Annotated in this window: 9 protein-coding genes; 7 read left to right on the top strand and 2 right to left on the bottom strand. The window is 67.9% G+C overall.

The features are described 5' to 3' along the window. Window positions 1-33 precede the first annotated feature (33 nt). Entirely contained in the window at window positions 34-3255 is a 3222-nt protein-coding gene (locus tag AB0L58_RS36465) for an IniB N-terminal domain-containing protein (RefSeq protein ID WP_364394575.1), read from the bottom strand. A gap of 289 nt (window positions 3256-3544) precedes the next feature. Here AB0L58_RS36465 and AB0L58_RS36470 point away from each other — a divergent pair, with 289 nt between their 5' ends. The 6 genes from AB0L58_RS36470 to AB0L58_RS36495 all read left to right on the top strand — a co-directional run bounded on the left by AB0L58_RS36470 (window position 3545) and on the right by AB0L58_RS36495 (window position 13317). Then, window positions 3545-5377, top strand: coding sequence for an Hsp70 family protein (locus tag AB0L58_RS36470; protein ID WP_364394577.1), 1833 nt, complete (start codon window positions 3545-3547; stop codon window positions 5375-5377). Beyond that, window positions 5378-8146, top strand: coding sequence for a LuxR C-terminal-related transcriptional regulator (locus AB0L58_RS36475; RefSeq protein ID WP_364394579.1), 2769 nt, complete (start codon window positions 5378-5380; stop codon window positions 8144-8146). 45 nt (window positions 8147-8191) lie between these two features. Further along, entirely contained in the window at window positions 8192-9331 is a 1140-nt protein-coding gene (locus AB0L58_RS36480; RefSeq protein WP_364394581.1) for a hypothetical protein, read from the top strand. A 166-nt stretch (window positions 9332-9497) separates the two neighbouring features. Beyond that, the gene (locus tag AB0L58_RS36485; RefSeq protein WP_364394583.1) at window positions 9498-10862 is read left to right on the top strand and encodes a S1 family peptidase; all 1365 of its coding nucleotides are present in this window, start codon (window positions 9498-9500) and stop codon (window positions 10860-10862) included. A gap of 112 nt (window positions 10863-10974) precedes the next feature. Further along, entirely contained in the window at window positions 10975-12288 is a 1314-nt protein-coding gene (locus tag AB0L58_RS36490; RefSeq protein ID WP_364394585.1) for a S1 family peptidase, read from the top strand. Between the two features lie 138 nt (window positions 12289-12426). Beyond that, window positions 12427-13317 (top strand): NRDE family protein, encoded by an 891-nt coding sequence (locus AB0L58_RS36495; protein ID WP_364394588.1) that lies wholly within the window; start codon window positions 12427-12429, stop codon window positions 13315-13317. A 53-nt stretch (window positions 13318-13370) separates the two neighbouring features. Here AB0L58_RS36495 and AB0L58_RS36500 read toward each other — a convergent pair whose 3' ends face one another. Next, window positions 13371-14126, bottom strand: a complete 756-nt coding sequence (locus tag AB0L58_RS36500; protein ID WP_364394590.1) for a hypothetical protein — start codon at window positions 14124-14126, stop codon at window positions 13371-13373. 463 nt (window positions 14127-14589) lie between these two features. Between AB0L58_RS36500 and AB0L58_RS36505 the strand changes: the two genes are divergently transcribed. Next, window positions 14590-17670, top strand: coding sequence for a (Fe-S)-binding protein (locus AB0L58_RS36505; protein WP_364394592.1), 3081 nt, complete (start codon window positions 14590-14592; stop codon window positions 17668-17670). The last annotated feature ends 27 nt before the right edge of the window (window positions 17671-17697 follow it).

A 17697-nucleotide genomic window follows, 5' to 3' on the forward strand; every position in this document is an offset into this window, starting at 1 on the left:
TTTCGTACAAATATCTGCTGGCGCAGATACCTCTTAGTGCAGGAAGGCGTCGCCGCCGAGATCGGCGCCGGCATGTCCGGCCAGATCGGTACCCCCGTGAGTATCGGTGAACAGGCTGGAATCGCTGTGTCCGGTGACCGACGTGTCCAGCTGCGAACCGGCCGAACTGTCGAGTCCGGAACCGAAGGCATTCGAAACGTCCAACGACGACCAGGTATTCGCGGTGGACCCGACGGTCGAGGAGGCGCCGCCGGTCAGTGCCGAACCGGCGTGACCGCCCAGATCCGCGGCACCGCCCGCGCTACCCTGCGCCGCGCCACCGACACTCGAGTGCACCGTGGAATCGACACTCGACGAGAGTCCGCCGCTGAGCCCCGCATCCGCCGTGCCGCCCGTGGAAAGCCCTGTCGCCAAACCGGTTCCGGCATGCGCACCACCATCGATGGCACCGCCGAGGCTGGTCTCCAGTCCGCTGCCGGCTTGGACGCCGCCATTGATTCCGCTGGAAAGGCCGGTATCCAGACCTGTTCCGAGATGTGTTCCAGCGTCAACCGTGCCCTGTGCCCCGGTAGAAACACCGCCACCAACTCCGGTCGACAGCCCCGACCCGAGATGTGTCCCGGCATCGACCGCACCCTGCGCCCCGGTAGAAACACTGCCACCGAGCCCGGTGGCCGCACCAACTCCGGTGGACAGCCCGGTCTCCAGACCGGTAGCGGTGTGGCCTCCGGCATCAACAGCACCGCTCAAACCCGAGGACAGCCCCGCGCCGAGTTCCGAACCCGCGTGCGCACCGGCACCGACCGCACCACCCACACCCGAGGACAGCCCCGCACCGAGTTCCGAACCCGCGTGCGCACCGGCACCGACCGCACCACCCACACCCGAGGACAGCCCCGCACCGAGATCGGCACCCGCCTGCGCACCGGCACCGAGCGCACCGCTCAGTCCGGATGCCAAGCTGCCACCGAGATCGGCACCGGCCTGTGCACCGCCACTGACACCTGTGGACAGATCCGCACCGGCCTGCGTCCCGGCACCGACCGCACCACCCAGTCCGGTGGACAACCCGCCGCCCGGACCACTCGCGCCACCGATGGCGCTGGCGAACCCGCCCGTTGCCTGCGTAGCAGCGTCAACAGCGCCACCGGGACCCGATCCGATCTGCGCACCACCGCCGAGTGCACCACCGAATCCGCTCGCCGACCCACCACCGAGTTGAGCACCCGCACCGAGCGCCGCACCGGTAGCCAAACTCGACTCCAGCCCCGTTGTCACCTGAGCACCGGTACCGATCGCGGACGAAGCCCCACTCGAAACCCCACCACCGAGCCCAGCACCGGCCTCGAGCGCACCACCCAAACCGGACTCCAGCCCACCACCGAGCTCACTACCCGCATGCGCCCCAGCATCGAAGGCCCCTTCGATTCCCGAAGTCGCCTGCGCCCCAGCATCAACAACACCATTCACCCCGGCGGACACCCCGCCCCCAAGCCCCGCACCGGTCTGCGCAGCCCCACCGATCCCGGTGGACAACCCCGCTCCGAGACCGCTCGCCGCCTGCGCACCCCCATCAACAGCACCGCCGAGCCCTGCCGACAAGCCACCACCGAGTTCCGACCCCGCGTGGGCACCGGCACCCGCCGCGCCCTCCAAACCACTCGTCACATTGCCACCGAGCTCAGAACCCAACTGCGCACCACCACCGACCGCACCACCCAGACCGGTAGACAAGCCGCTACCCAAATCCGCACCGGCCTGCGCACCACCACCGATTGCACCGCTCAGCCCTGTGGACAGATCCGCACCCGCCTGGGCACCCGCGTCTCCCAGAGCAGTCGACGAACTGCCACCGAGCTCAGAACCCAACTGCGCACCACCGCCGAGCGCACCACCCAGACCGGTAGACAAGCTGCCGCCCAGGTCAGCACCCGTATGTGCACCGGCATCGACAGCGCCGCCGAGACCGGTGGACAGGCTGGCACCGAGATCGGTCCCCAGATCCGCGCCGCCGCCGACCGCGCCACTGACACCTGTGGACAGATCAGCGCCCGCCTGGGCACCGCCGCCTGCCACGCCACCCAGAGCAGTCGACAAACTGCCACCGAGCTCAGAACCCAACTGCGCACCACCGCCGAGCGCACCACCAATTCCCGTGGACAACCCGGCATCCAAACCACCGGCTGACTGCGCACCGGCATCCACCGCGCCGCCGAGGCCCGCCTCCAGGCCCGAAATCGCTTGCGCCCCTGCGCCGACGGCACCTCCGAGTCCAGCACCGACCTGACCACCCGCACCGACCGCACCACCGAGGCCGGCCTCGAGACCCGTTGCGGCGTGGGCGCCCGCATCGACAACACCGCCCAGACCAGCACCGAGCTCAGCGTCGAGACCCGTTGCGGCGTGGGTACCCGCATCGACGACGCTGCTGACGCCGGTCGAAAGACTCGCACCCAGATCGGCACCCGCTTGCGCACCGGCACCTACGGCACCGCCGAGGTCGGCCTCCAATTGGGTGCCTGCTCCGACGACACCGTTCAGCCCGGCGCCGAGACCGCCGCCCGCTGCGCCGCCGAGGCCCGCCTCCAGGCCCGAAATCACCTGCGCGCCGCCGTCCAGGCCCGCACCGAGAGCGACGTCCAGACCCGTGCCGATCTGCGCTCCGGCTCCGAGCGCACCCTCCAGACCAGTGGTCAGATCGGCACCGACCTGCTCACCCGCACCGAGCGCACCGCCCAACGCACCGCCGAGACCGGTCACGGCCTGCACGCCGGCGCCGATGGCGCCGCCGAGACCGGCGGTCAGATCCGCGCCCGCACCGATAATGCTGCCGAGGCCGGCACCGAGGTCGGCTCCGGCCTGTAGGCCGGCACCGATCGCACCATTGAGCCCGGCACCCAGGTCGAGCCCGGCGCCGACGCCGAGGTCCGCGCCGAGGTCGATATCGGTGCCGAGATCCACACCGGAGTCGGCGGCCGCACCGAGTCCGACCGCGGCGGCGGCATTGGCACTGGTCGCGGCACCGGCATCGACGGCCCCCGTACCACCGGCCGCCACAATCGCCGACAGCTGGGAGCCGCCCGCGATCAGGGCCGATTCGGCGACCATGGGGGCGACGGCGGCGATATCCTCCGGCGTCACGGCGGGCAAACCGGCAGCTGCCAGCGCCTGTCCGGGGTTGGCGCAATAACCCACCGCGGCCTCATGGTCACGGAGCAGGTTGAGAATGAACTCGAGAATCGCGTTGGGTGTCATCGAAATCATCTCCTGGATGAGCGGACCCTGGCGATCCGCAGTCGTTGGAATGCATTTCACGCTAGGGACGCTCGGCGTTACTCCGAAACGGGGCGCACCCCTACTACGCACCGCCGGTTCTGGTTAGGGGGACCCGAACCATTAGGGGAATTTCCCCGCACCTTCTCCGACCGAGTAACGGCTGATGCCCAGCAACCGACAGAAGTGTTGCGGCTGGCAGGTCCACTCCGGCTTCCCATCTACACAACAGCGACTACCGGGCCACACAGTTTTCGAACGGGGTTCTCGAATGACAGAGCGTCTGGCGCTCGGCATCACTGTCGGAGCGTCGAATTCGGTCGCCGTGGCGACGCCGGAGGACGGCAGCGACTATGACAGTGGCCACTCCGGCGACACTGTCATCACCCATCCGAGCGTGTTGCACCTCACCCCGCAGGCGGCACCCACCTTCGGCAGCGGTGCCCGCCCCACCGGCAGGCACTCCAGTGACGTAGTACTCGAGGGCTTCCTCGCGCGGGTCGGCGATCCGGTGGATATCCTCGCCGAGGACGGAACCGCCCACTCCGCAGCGGATCTCGTGGCCACCGCCGTCCGCTGCCTGATCGATGAGATCGGCGCGGGCGCCGCCCCTGCCATCGTCGCCTGCCATCCGGCGTGGTGGTCGCGACACACCGTCGATGTGCAGCGGGCCGCCTTGGATCGGGCGGGTCTGCGCGAGGTGACGCTGGTTCCCGAGCCCACCGCGTCGGTGCGTTGGCTGGCGGCCGCGCAGGGCCCGCTCGGCGACGACACGGTTGTCGTTTACGACCTCGGCGCATCCGGTCTTACCGTCTCGGTGGTCCGTACCGGTGCGCAGGCGGCTGTGCTCGGCGCTCCATTGCGCAGCACCGATGTCGCCGGCGCCGAATTCGATCTGTTGACCATGCGCTACGTCCTGGCTAACGCTTTGGGTGGAAATGATTTCGATCCGTTCGACCCGGTGGTCGAACGGGAATTGTCGGCATTGCGCGATCGCTGCCGATATGCGAAAGAAGAGCTTTCCACAAATACCGCGACGGTTGTTCCGGTCCGTTTGAACCCGGCCGATCACCATGCCGAAAACATCCGACTGGTCCGCGGCGAACTCGAAGACCTACTGCGCGGCCCCTTGCTTACCTCACTCGATCTCATTCGTGACGCGATACATCGCGCTGGAGTCGATATCGGCGATATCGGCCGGGTACTGCTGACCGGCGGCGGCGGCGCGATCCCGCTGGTGGCCGAGTTGATCTCCACCGAATTCGGACTCCCGGTCGTCGCGGCGCCGCAGCCGCGGCTCACCAGCGCGCTCGGCGCCGCCGAGCTGGGCGTGGACCTGCTGTCCGTCACTGTGGACCGCACACCGATGGCGGCCATGGGCTCCAACGCGACAACCGAGGAACTGCCCACCGTGCCGCGGCCGATCGAGAAGATCGAAAAGTCCGGGAAGAGCGCCCGCCCGACCAGCGGTGCCGTAACGAGCGGCCTTTCCAACGTCGAGACCGTGTCCAGCAAGAGCTTGCCCGGTACGAGCGCCCGCTCCCGCCGCAGGCTCAGCGGCCGCCAGCGCGCCGCCATCATCGCCGGCGCGGCATTGGTGCTCGGCGCACTCGCGACCGGCACAGTCGCTATCGGCACCGGCGCGCAATCCGGCCCGAACCCACCGGCGAGCGGCGATCCGACGACCACACCGGGCGCATCCGTCGTCGCGGCGACCGATGACGGCAACTCCACCGGCTCGGCGCCGACATCGGCGAAGGATTCACCCGTCGGCAGCCCGAAGCCGAAACCAGCTGCGGGACAATCGGATTCCGCAGCAACGAGCACCGTCGCCGTGGTGAGCAGCCAGCCCACCCCCGGCCAGTCCACCGACGGCCAGCCCGCCCAGAGCCAAGCCGCTTCCGGCCAACCGGCCACGCAGCCGTCGGCGGAAGCTCCGGCAACACAGACACAGCCCGCGACACAGACACAGACACAGCCCGCTCCGCAGACGCAGGTGCAGGTCCCGACTGTGCCGTCGCTGCCGACCGGTGCCGTGGACACGCTCGGCGACACCGTCGGCGGCGTCGTATCCGCACTGCCCAAGATCCCCGGAGGCAGATAAATGGGTGATATCGCCTTCGACACGCTGCCCTGCGCGCGCGAGATCTTCCGCGAGTTGGACTCCGCGGACCGGGAACCGGTCGTCTATCTGATACGGGGCCGCTCCGGCTCCGGCAAATCCACCCTGCTCTCGGTGATCCGGGCTCGGCTGCGCGCCCACGGCATCCCGTTCCAAGACGATCCCGTGATGCCCGAACACTTGGTGCTGCACGCCGATTCGCTCGACGGAGCGCATGCGCTGGCGGACGGCCACCACGGTGACGGACGCCGACCCGGCCACGGCGATTCGCACAACAACCGAAGACCGGGCAACGGCGCGGCCCACATCACCGGCGACGGACATGACGGACATCGGGCCCGAACCGCCGAAAAAGCCAGCACCATCCAACGCCCGAATAACGCGACCGATGACCGGACGATCCACCGCGCCGATGGCGCGCACCCACGCACTCCGCGCCCGGCCCTGATCATCGACAACGCCCACACCCTGAGCGGATCGGATCTCGAATCCCTCTGCGCGACCATCGAATCCGGCCGCTATACCGTCATTGTCGCGACCCAGCCGCGTCCGCACGATCCGCAGCTGCGCACCCTCGCCGACACCATCGCCCGCCGCGGCCGGGTGGCCGATCTGCGGGCACTCGGCGTCTCCGATATCGCACCATTCGCCCGCGAGCTGGGCATGGCGGTCCCGCGCCCGGTCGCCCAGCACATCCATCGCCAGACCGCGGGCAGCCGCGGTGGCGTGGTCGCCGCGCTGACCGCCGCCTGCTCGGCCCGCCTCGATGCCGGAATCCGCGCCGTCGACGACTCCGTCGCCGCTTGGGCCCGCGCACTGCTGGACAATCTCGAGCCGGATCTGCTGGAAACCCTGGTCGTGGCGACCACCGGGACCGGCCTGGACTCCACCGAACTCACCGAGGTGCTCGGCGTGGATACCGCCGCGGCCCAAGACCTTATCGACCGGGCCAGGGCCAGCGCGCTGGTCACCGATGCCGATCTGCTGCTCGAGCCCGCCATCGCACCGCTGCGCACACTGCTCGGCGATCGCCGTTTCGTGGCCGTGCAGCGCCGTTTGCTCAACGCGCGACTGGACGCGGGCCTGCTGCGCGATCATACCGCGCTGCTGCTCGCCGAATCCGGTGTCCGCGACCAGCGCCTCGCCGAATTCCTCTGCGCCGCGGCCGAAAAGGCGGGACGCGAGGCCGTGCGCTACTACGCCGCCGCGGCGGCGGCCGGTGCCGATCCCGACCTGATCGCATTGCGCTGGGCGGAGGCGGCCGCATGCACCGGCGACGGCGATACGGCCATGCGACTGGCCGAACCGCTGCTGGCCCGTCCGGGCGTCACCGGCGCGGAACTCACTGCGGCCGTGCGCATCTGCGCCGCGGTGCTGACCCGCCGCGGTCTGGTCGGGCGAGCCGCTCAGCTGTATTCCTGGCTCGGCGCACATCGGGTCGGCGCGGATTGGGCGGTCGGCGCGACCGTGCAGTATCTCGCCGGTGATGTGGCCGCCGCCGCGCAGCTTTCCGAATCGGCGACGCAGTGGCCACCCACCGAGGCCAATGCGCACGCCCGCCTGATCGCCACCGCACTCTCACGCACCATCGTCGACCACGAAACCGGTACCGCCGCAGCCGTATCCGCGCTCATCCAGGCCGCGCAGGCCGATGCGGGCACCGATCGGTTCCTGCCGTGTACCGCGGTCTCCATCGCGACACTGCTGTGCCTGAGCACAGGCGAGCCGCGCCGCGCCGGTGAGGCGCTGCGCCGGGCCGCCACCAGCGGCCTGCGCTGCCATCAGTTGCAGGTGCTCACCGCCTGGGCCGCGATGCTCGGGGGCGACGAGCAGGCCGCCGCGACCACCGTCGCCGCGCTGCAAATGGACTCACTCGATATCCGTGACCGCCTGCTCGCACACGGTGTCGCGGTCGGTCTGGCCCGCCGCGGCGGTGACCACGCCGCACTCACCCGCGCCTGGCAGGCCGCCTATCCGCTCTTCGACGATGTGGACGCCGACCTGTTGACCCTGCTGCCGATCGGCGAACTGTGGCTCGCGGGCATCCGGCTGCGCGACGAGCGCCGGATCGCCCCGCTGGTCGATGCCTGCCTCGCGCTGCTGCGCCGACTCGACCATGCACCCGCCTGGGCCAATGCCTTCCACTGGTACGGCGTGCAGGCCGCGATCGCCCACGAGAGCCCGGAGGAACTGCTCCCGCACGCGCGGCTGCTCAAGGCCGCGGCCGAGGCCGGTGACCGCCATGGCGCGATCCTCGCCGACGCCGGCCGCACCTGGGTGCTGGTGCTGCGCGGTCAGGTCGCCGTGGCCCCGGTGCAGTCGGCGGTGGCCGGACTCAGCGAGATCGGCCTGACCTGGGATGCCGCCCGGCTCGCGAGCGAGGCCGCGCTCGCCGCGGCCGATTCCGCGACCGCGACCGCACTGCTGAAATTGGCCAGGACCGTCCGGGCCGACGCCCGCCCGCAGGAGTCCGCGGTCCGCCCGACCGCACCCACCGCGGCGTCGGGCGACGGGCCGGCCACCACGCCGGGACCGGTTGCCGACGCGGCGATTCTCAGCGAACGCGAACGCGAGGTCGCCGAACTGGTCCTACTCGGTTTGACGTACCGGGAGATCGGCGCTCGCCTGTATATTTCCGCCAAGACGGTAGAACATCATGTCGCGCGTATCCGACGCCGGATCGGTGCTCGTTCCCGTTCGGAGTTATTGTCGATGCTCCGCGCCATGGGACACGGCTCGCTGCTGGTGTGATCGGGGTGCGGGCCGATCCGTGACGCCGAAGCGAGGTATTTGAGGATGGCCACTGGGGTGGGCCTGCGCATCGCCGAGGACAACTGCACAGCGGCCATAATCACCGATAACGGCGAACCGACGTTCGTCGTGCGCGAGTCGATCCTGCACATGTCCGATGACGGCGACACCGTTCTCGGTGGACCGGTCCCGGCCGGTCAAACGCATTCGATCACCGGTTTCGCCTCGTCGGTCGGCGATCCGGCCGGTATCTCCGTCGACGACGGTGCGGCGTACCGGGCCGAGGATCTGGTCGCGACCGCACTGTTCTGCCTGATCAATCTGACCGCCGAACATCTCAACGGCGCCGCCGAGTTCTACGCGACCTATCCGGCGGGCTGGCCGTCGGAGTACGTGCTCTCGCTCCGCGACGCACTGGATTACCTGGGTCTGAAGTCGGTATTGCTGGTCAGCGAGGGCGACCTCCCTGGCAGCGATGCCGTCGCACCGGAGCTGTCCTATGCCTACGACGCCGCGCGCGCGGCATTGGCCGCGGTGCTGGCGACCCCGGCGGGCGCGACCCCGCCGGATCCGAGCAATGCCGAGAACTCGACCGTCGTCACCGATGTCATCCCGGCGGTGCCGACGCCCGAGGTCCAGCGGCAGGCCTATTCGGCGGCGATGCCGGTCGCCGCACCGCTGGTCGCGCCGACCGCGGTCGAGGCGACCACACCGGAGCCGCCCCCCGCCGCAACCCCCAAGAACAAGAAAGACCGCGGCACACCGCTGCTGATCGCGGTCGCGGTCGGTATCGGCCTGATACTCGGCGGCATCGGCGTAGCCGTGCTGTTCCGTGATCCGGGCTCGACCCCGGTGCCGCCGGTGCGCGACGCCAAATCCGACCAGGTCTCCACGAGCCCGACCCCGCAGCCGCCGGTGGACCTGACGACCGAACCGGAGACCACCGAGCCGCCGACCGCCGAACCGCCCGTGGTCATCACCAGCAGCGAACCGGAGACCACCGAGCCGCCGACCACGACACCACCGACCACCACGCCGGCACCGACCACCACGACACCACCGACCACCACCCGACCGGGCCGGACCACGACCACCCGGCCCGGCTTCCCCATGTGGACGCCGCCGACCTGGACGCAGCTGCCGTGGCAGCAGCCATTTCCGTACGAGATGGCACCTCCTGGTTGATTTCGCAGCGACCTACCCGGGTTTGTGCCTTAAAGTGATCGGCTGACCGGTGTAGTCGGAGGATTTGCGGCCATCAGGTCTGTTGCTGGACGAAGACTGTGCGCCAACGGATTCAGGCCATGGCCCACGGATGTAGCTGGCACACCCGTGCCGACGAAGGGACTTCATGCGCAAGTTGGTGGCGCGCAGCGCCGCGGTCAAGGCTGCCACGATCGGATTCGCCGCGACCGTTTTCATCGCACCCCTGCTCGTCACCACCGCCGCCTCGGCCGAACCGGCGGCACCAGGGCAGCTTTCCGCCGAGAACTTGCCGCCCGATCTCGTGGAAGCCATCTCCCGCGATCTGAAGATGACGCCCGCGGAGTATCTGGAACGCTCCGCCGAGGCTCAGGAACTCAGCGAATACGCGGAATCGTTCCGCAACGAACGTCCCGACACCTACGCCGGCGCCTGGCTGGGCAGCGACGGTAAACCGGTCGTCGCGGTCACCTCGGTCGACGCCGCCAAGATCGCCGCGGCCGACGGCTACCAGACCCATCTGGCCCCGATCTCGGCGAACAGCCTGGAAAACTCGCTGGTGCACCTGAATCAGTGGATCAACACGCTGCCCAAGGAGATCTCCCAGTCGATCAACTCCGTCGCGGTCGACTTCCTCAACAGCCAGCTGGTGCTGTCGGTCGCCAATACGCCGGTCGGCCACGCGCTGAACCTGCCGACGCTGGTCGCCAACGTCAAGGTCATCCTCTCGCCCAACAGCGGCGGCCCTGTCGAGCGCCGGCCGATGGGCGGCGACACCTATATCACCGCGCCGACCTCGCTGAAGGACACCTCGCTGCGCGGCGTCGATGTCTGCTCGTTCGGCTTCAACAGTGTGGACTCGGCGGGTAACGCGCTGAATATCAGCGCGGGCCACTGCGACCCCAACCTGGAAAAGGACGACCAGCACGCCGCGGTCTACCTGCCCAATATCAAGGACATCCCGAACAGCATCGAGCTCGGCAACTTCGTCACGGCGCGCCTCGGCGGCCCGACCGCACTCGACTACTCGGTCATCAAGCTCAACGAGCGCTCGGTCAACGCGGGCATGGACCAGCCGTCGGTGCGCGGCGCCAACGGCACCACACTGACCATCACCGGTACCGCCGAGCCGGTCACCGGCGCACCGGTCTGCAAGTCGGGCCAGTCCTCCACCTTCACCTGCGGGTTCGTGGTGGCCGATCGGGTCGAAACCCAGCTGTACACCGCCGAGGGCGTGAGCAAGACCGTGCGTGGTTTCGCCAGCTCGGCCTGCACGTTGGGCGGCGACAGCGGCGGCGCGATCGTCTCGGGCACATTGGCCCTCGGCATCACCAGCGGTTCCAATGCGGCCGACGCACCCGACTGCAACGAGGCCAATATCGCCCTCGCGCAGTACGGCGGCACCGCGACGCTCGGAATTCCGATCCGTTCGATCCTGGCCGATATCGACGCGTCCGCGGGCGGCGGCGTCGGCACCGGCATAGCGCTGCGGACCCGTCCGAACGCCGGGTGAGAGGGCTTGTCGGACACCGTATTTCCGACAAACCGACGGCCGGTCGGTTAGTGGGCCGAACAACATCCCGACTCGAGTAGGCATAACCGGCCCGACACTTTAAGGTATGGGCATGCTCCTGCCACGTATAGGTCAGTTCCGATCAGCTGCGCGACAGACCCGGGTCCGAAAAGCAGTAATCGCCGCTTCGGCGGCGATTCTGCTGTTCGGTCCAACGGCGGCAGTAGCGAACGCACAACCCGACCAGCCGGCCCTGCCCGCCGACCTGATCGCCGCGGTCAGCCGCGATCTGAAGATCTCCCCCGAGGAGTACCTGCACCGGGCCGATCTGGCCCAGCAGCTCGCGGCCTTCGCCACCACGGCGCAGCGCCAGTTCCCGCAGGTCTTCGCGGGTTCGTGGCTCGACGACGGTGGCAGGGCGGTCGTGGCCCTGGCACAGGGCCCCGGCGCCGATGAGGCCCGGCAGGCGGCCACGTCGGCCGGCTTCGAGGTCCACAATGTCGCCAAGAGCGAGGCGGCGCTGCGTGGTGAGAAGAGCGCGTTCGAGCGCTGGCTGGAGGGGCAGCCCGAGGCGGTCTCCGCGCTGGTGCGCGGCGTGGTGGTCGATCCCGTCAACAACAGCATCGCGGTCCGGGTCGAGCAGGCCGGCCTGCCGATGCCGAACTTCGTCGATCCCGCGCGGGTCATCGTGACGGCCCCGCCGGTCGCCGGTGAGCAGTTGCAGACCACTCCGGTCGCGGGTGCCATGCAGACCGGTCCACTGGCCGGTGGCGACGGCTTCGCCTCGATCGCCGGGCGGACGTCGCTGCGCTGCTCGCTCGGCTTCAACGGCACCGACCGGAACGGCAACGTCGTGAATATCACCGCGGGCCACTGCAACCCCGACATCGCGTCGGCGGGCTCCGGAAATGCTGCCGGCGTCTACGAGCTGGCCGGTGATCGGCCGGGTGCGCAGGTGGGCACGTTCCAGAAGTCGGTGCTCGGCGCCCAGGACTACTCGATCATCCGGATCAACGATCAGGCCAGGGACCGGTTCACGAACAACTTCGTGCGCCAGCCCGGCCAGCCGGTCGCGGTCGAGGGCGTCGCCGTTCCGGTGGTCGGTGCTCCGGTCTGCAAGTCCGGTGCGCGTACCGGCTTCAGCTGCGGCATCGTGAACGCGGTGGACCAGACCGTGCAGGTCGGCGACCGGGAGCTCACCCAGGCCTTCTCGGCCAATATCTGCGCCCTGCCGGGTGACAGTGGCGGTGCGATCGTCTCGGGCCGGATGGCACTCGGTATCTCCAGCGCATCGTCGGTGGCCGACTTCCCGATCTGCGAGATCCCGAATCTGATCGGCGCCCTCACCGGCAATACGCCCCAGCTGTTCGCACAGCCGGTCAGCGTGGTCCTTTCGGACAATCCGGGCCTGAAGGTCAACAACTGACACCAGCCCCTCGAAAGGCCGGCAGCGGCGACGCTGTCGGCCTTTTCGCTGTCCTCGACGCGATCCACTGAACTTGCGTTGCCCGAGTGCGCACCAATGCCCTGTGGGGCCCGGCGACCTTCCGGCATCCTGGAATACATGTGTTTGGTGTTGATCGGTTGGCGGGCCCATCCGGAGTATCGGTTGATCGTCGCGGCCAACCGCGACGAGTTCTACTCCCGCCCGACCGAGTCGATGCGATGGTGGTCCGAGGTACCCGGGCTACTGGCCGGACGCGATCTCGGTGCGCTGCGCAAGGTTGCGGGCGATCCGCCGGGTACCTGGCTCGGATTGTCTCGGGAAGACAAGGGCCGCAACCGTTTTGCCACCGTGACCAATGTGCGCAATCCGAAAGACGAACGCGGCGACGCACGTTCGCGCGGGGCGCTGCTGATGGATTTCCTGCGCGGCACCGGTGACCGGCGAACCGGTGAACTACCCGGCCCGGAAAAGTACGTACTCGATGTCACGGCCGCCCCCGACGACTACAACGGCTACAACGTGCTGGTCTCGGATCTCGAATCGCTGTGGTGGCATTCCAACCGCAGTGCGCTACCGCCCCGCGAGCTGACGCCGGGCTTCCACGGCGTATCCAACGGCATGTCCATCACCTCGGCCGCACCGGGCTCCTCGGCCGCATTCGAAGCGCCGCAACCCATTTGGCCCAAGGTGCGCGGCGGCCTCACCGATCTGCGCGCGGTGGTCGAATCGGATCCCGGCAATGTGGAGCGCTACTTCGAGGTGCTGGCAGATCGCACTGAGGCGCCAGACGATCTGCTGCCGCACACCGGTGTTCCGCTGCGACGCGAGCGCACGCTTTCGGCCAGATTCATCGCCAACGCATTGCACGGGACCAGGGCGAGCACGGTCCTGCTGGTGCGCGAGGACGGTTCGTTCGAGATGGCTGAGCGTTCCTTCGGCCGCTTCGGGCGGCGCAGGGACGAGGAAACCTTCAGCGGTACTTTGGATCTGCACCTACGCCAGGCCTGAAAACACAACCGGCCCGCTCCTGGTGGGAGCGGACCGGTCGAGTTCGATCGAGATCAGTTCGGCTGCTGGGCCGGCACAGGCTGCTGGGCCGACGCCGGCTGCTGGGCCGGTACCGCCTTGTCGGCGAACTTGGTGGTGCCGGGCGACGCCTGCAGGGTGTTGACCAGGTCGATGCCCGCGAGGGTCAGGATCGGACCACCGACGGCGAGGGTGCCGAGGATGCCACCGATCCCGGCGCCCGCGATCGCGGCCGGAATGCAGCCGACACCGAGAAACGGCAGGCCGAGGATGCAGCCGATGACGCCACCGGCGACGACACCGACGGCGGTGCCGACGAAGCCGCCGACCGCCGTGGCGATGCCGAACTGAGTGGAGAACTCGTTCATCGCCTTCTGGTCTTCCTCCGGGGAGGCGATCGGCTTGGCGACGGCGTTGACCGTATTCACCTTCTGATCGAGCTTGACACTCTGGTCAGGGGTCAGTTCGAGGACCTTACCGTCGTCCTTGACGACCGGCTTGACATCGACCGGGGTCTGGTCGACATTGACGTCGAGCGGCACCGAGACGACGGCGTTACCGAGCTCGTCCTTGACGGTGTAGAGGTCCGGTTCCGTCAATTCCTCGTCGGACTTCGTCAGCTCGAATGTTCCCCCCTTGAGCGTCGTGACGACAGTCTTGTCCACGAGCTTGACGGAGTAGCTGATCGGTTGAGCGACCGCGGGGGTCGGCTCGGCGTGAGCAACTCCGAATCCGACAGTCATGGCGCCGATGACTATCGTGGCAGCCGCGGTGGTGCTGCGGAGATTCATTCAGTTTCCAATCCATCATCAGGTTGTCCGCGAGCCGCCTCCGTACACGCGAGAGCGCTCATCAACCCGAGGTGGTCGGACCCCGGATTCTCCCCGAGCAGTGTGAAGACAAGCACAGCAAACAGAACGTCGTGAGCGTAATCGAACCGACATGAAGATGCGAGATCGGTTTTTCACACTGTGATCTGAGCGTGACTAAGCCTGTCCTTAGCGCCGAGCGGGCACCGTGCAGTGTTTACGGTGGTTGTCGCCCGAACCCACACCTGGATCGCACGATCTTCGTGAGATCCCTCACAGGCGGAATTCGCGTCAAGCCCCAGGAAGAAGGGGCACGAACCAACCGCCGATCGTACGATAGACAATTAAGTTACCGGTGGGTAACTTACTGGCAGTTAGGATACGAGCCAACCGGGCGGACAGATCGCCGCCCACGCTCGTGTTGCCTCTAAAGAAAGGTCGCGACATGAATGCCCTGACAGTGACGCTGGGCACGATTGGTGTGGCGTTCAGCCTGTTGGGTTGGGCATCATTCGTCGGTGGCGTCGGCACAATGACCCGCGCGATCATGATCGGCCAACCCGCGCCGGATCGCTGGCGACCATTCTTCCCGCGCCTGAAGACGATGATCGTCGAATTTCTGGCCCACACCCGGATGAACAAATTCCGCACGGTGGGCTGGGCGCATTGGCTGGTGATGATCGGCTTCCTCGGCGGTTTCATCCTGTACTTCGAGGCATACGGACAGACCTTCGATCCCGAATTCCACTGGCCGATCATCGGCAGCTGGGGCATCTACCATCTGTGGGACGAACTGCTCGGCATCGGCACCGTGATCGGCATCCTGGTGCTGATCGCCATTCGCCAGCTCAACCACCCACGAGTGCCCGCGCGGCTGTCGCGATTCAGCGGCTCCCGATTCGGACCGGCGTATGTCATCGAGGCCATCGTGTTCCTCGAGGGCATCGGCATGGTCATGGTGAAGGCGGGCAAGATCGCCACCTACGGCCACTCCGAGGTGTGGACCGACTTCTTCACCATGCAGGTGGCCGAGCTGCTGCCGTCCAGTGTGGCGATGGTTGCCGTCTTCGCGTTCATCAAGATGGTTTCGGGCAGCACCTTCCTGCTGCTGGTCGGTCGCAATATCAACTGGGGTGTGGCCTGGCACCGGTTCGCGGCCTTCTTCAATATCTACTTCAAGCGTGAGGACGACGGCGGCGTCGCACTGGGTGCCGCGAAGCCCATGATGTCCAAGGGCAAGCCGGTCGATATGGAGACCGCCGACCCGGATGTCGATACCTTCGGCGCCGGCCGGGTCGAGGACTTCTCCTGGAAGGGCTGGCTGGACTTCACCACCTGCACCGAATGCGGTCGCTGCCAGTCGCAGTGCCCGGCCTGGAATACCGGTAAACCGTTGTCGCCCAAGCTGCTGATCATGTCGCTGCGCGACCACGGCGTCGCCAAGGCGCCCTATCTGCTGGCCGGTGGCCGCAAAGATATGGGCGGCGACGAGATCGGCTTGGTCGACGGCGACGGCAAGCCCAATGAGAAGAAGCTGGCCAAGATCTCCGAGGTGGCAAAGGCCGAGGCGGAGCGTCCGCTGGTCGGCGATGCGGAGGTCAACGGCATCATCGATCCCGAGGTGCTGTGGAGCTGCACCACCTGTGGTGCGTGTGTCGAGCAGTGCCCGGTCGATATCGAGCACGTCGACCACATCATCGATATGCGGCGCTACCAGGTGTTGATCGAGTCGGAGTTCCCCTCCGAGTTGGCCGGATTGTTCAAGAACCTGGAGAACAAGGGCAATCCGTGGGGCCAGAACGCCAAGGACCGGCTGAACTGGATCAACGAACTCGACTTCCAGATCCCGGTCTTCGGCCAGGACGCGGACTCCTTCGACGGGTACGAGTACCTGTTCTGGGTCGGCTGCGCGGGTGCGTACGAGGACCGCGCCAAGCGCACCACCAAGGCCGTCGCGGAGCTGTTGGCCACCGCGGGCGTCAAGTTCATGGTGCTCGGCGCCGACGAGACGTGCACCGGTGACTCCGCGCGCCGGGCAGGTAACGAATTCCTCTTCCAGCAGCTCGCGCAGCAGAACATCGAACTGCTGAACTCGGTGTTCGAGGGTGTCGAGCAGTCGCGCAAGAAGATCGTCGTGACCTGTGCGCACTGCTTCAACGCGTTGAACAACGAATACCCCCAGGTCGGTGGCACATACGAGGTGGTGCACCACACCCAGCTGCTGAACCGGCTGGTGCGTACCAAGCAGCTGATCCCGGTTGCCTCGGTATCGCAGAATGTCACCTACCACGACCCGTGCTACCTGGGCCGACACAACAAGGTCTACAACGCACCGCGCGAGTTGATGGAGGCCTCCGGCTCCACCCTCGTCGAAATGCCGCGCCACGGCGAACGTTCCATGTGCTGTGGTGCCGGTGGCGCGCGGATGTGGATGGAAGAGCAACTCGGTAAGCGCATCAATATCGATCGCGTCGACGAGGCGCTGTCCACCTTGAACGGTGGCAATGAACCGTCCAAGATCGCGACCGGCTGCCCGTTCTGCCGCGTCATGCTCACCGACGGTGTCACCGCCCGCAAGGACGGCGGCGAGGTCGGCCAGGGCGTCGAGGTCGTCGATGTCGCGCAGTTGATGCTCGACGCCATCGACCGGGTCGACCCGTCGAAGCTCACCGAGAACCTGACCGTGGTGCAGCAACCGAAGCAGGCCCCCGAGCCGGAACCGGTTGCCGCCGAACCCGAACCGGCCCCCGCCGCCGCGGCGCCCGCCGAACCGAAGGCGGCTCCGGCCGGTGGTGGACTCGGCATGAAGGGTGCCGCCAAGGCACCCGGAGGTTTGGGTATGAAGGGTGCCGCGAAGGCACCCGGTGGCGGTCTCGGCATGAAGGGTGCCGCCAAAGCACCGGGAGCCAAGGCGACTCCCGCCGAGGAGGCTGCTCCGGCCGCACCTGTCAAGGGCCTCGCGATGAAGGGCCCCGCCAAGGCACCGGGCAAGGGCCTCGGCATGAAGGGTGCCGCGAAAGCACCTGGAGCCAAGGCAACTCCTGACGCCGCCACCGAAGCAGCACCCGCCGCCGAGGCCCCGGCAGCACCGCCGGTCAAGGGTCTGGCAATGAAGGGTCCGGCGAAGGCACCGGGCAAGGGGCTCGCCATGAAGGGCGCGGCAAAAGCACCCGGAGCCAAGGCACCGGAAGCCTCGGCCCCCGCCGAAGCGGCCCCGGCAGCGGAAACCCCCGCCACCGAACCGGTTTCGACCCCAACCGAAACCAAGCCGTCCATCCCCGCCAAGGGCCTGGCCATGAAGTCCGGCTTCAAACGGCCCGGCCCGAAGGCCCCCGGCGCGGCCTCCCCGGCACCATCGGCCCCCGCCGAACCGACCCCCGCAACCCCGGAGGCCGCAACGCAACCCGCCGACGAACCGGACCAGCCCGCCAACGGCAACGGCTCCCCCCCGGTAGCACCCCCACCCGCCAAGCCCGGCGGCCTCGGCTTCAAATCCGGCGCCAAGGCCCCCGGCCGCAAGAACTGACGGGTAAGCGGAAATAAGCGATCGGCC

It is taken from the genome of Nocardia sp. NPDC052112, from assembly GCF_040680135.1.
Taxonomy (GTDB): Bacteria; Actinomycetota; Actinomycetes; order Mycobacteriales; family Mycobacteriaceae; genus Nocardia.

Bases quoted from the DNA above. Each gene is read 5' to 3' on its own strand.
- AB0L58_RS36490 (WP_364394585.1), top strand. From the start codon at position 10,975: ATGCTCCTGCCACGTATAGGTCAGTTCCGATCAGCTGCGCGACAGACC.
- AB0L58_RS36475 (WP_364394579.1), top strand. From the start codon at position 5,378: ATGGGTGATATCGCCTTCGACACGCTGCCCTGCGCGCGCGAGATCTTC.
- AB0L58_RS36470 (WP_364394577.1), top strand. From the start codon at position 3,545: ATGACAGAGCGTCTGGCGCTCGGCATCACTGTCGGAGCGTCGAATTCG.
- AB0L58_RS36495 (WP_364394588.1), top strand. From the start codon at position 12,427: ATGTGTTTGGTGTTGATCGGTTGGCGGGCCCATCCGGAGTATCGGTTG.
- AB0L58_RS36500 (WP_364394590.1), bottom strand. From the start codon at position 14,126: ATGAATCTCCGCAGCACCACCGCGGCTGCCACGATAGTCATCGGCGCC.
- AB0L58_RS36485 (WP_364394583.1), top strand. From the start codon at position 9,498: ATGCGCAAGTTGGTGGCGCGCAGCGCCGCGGTCAAGGCTGCCACGATC.
- AB0L58_RS36480 (WP_364394581.1), top strand. From the start codon at position 8,192: ATGGCCACTGGGGTGGGCCTGCGCATCGCCGAGGACAACTGCACAGCG.
- AB0L58_RS36465 (WP_364394575.1), bottom strand. From the start codon at position 3,255: ATGACACCCAACGCGATTCTCGAGTTCATTCTCAACCTGCTCCGTGAC.
- AB0L58_RS36505 (WP_364394592.1), top strand. From the start codon at position 14,590: ATGAATGCCCTGACAGTGACGCTGGGCACGATTGGTGTGGCGTTCAGC.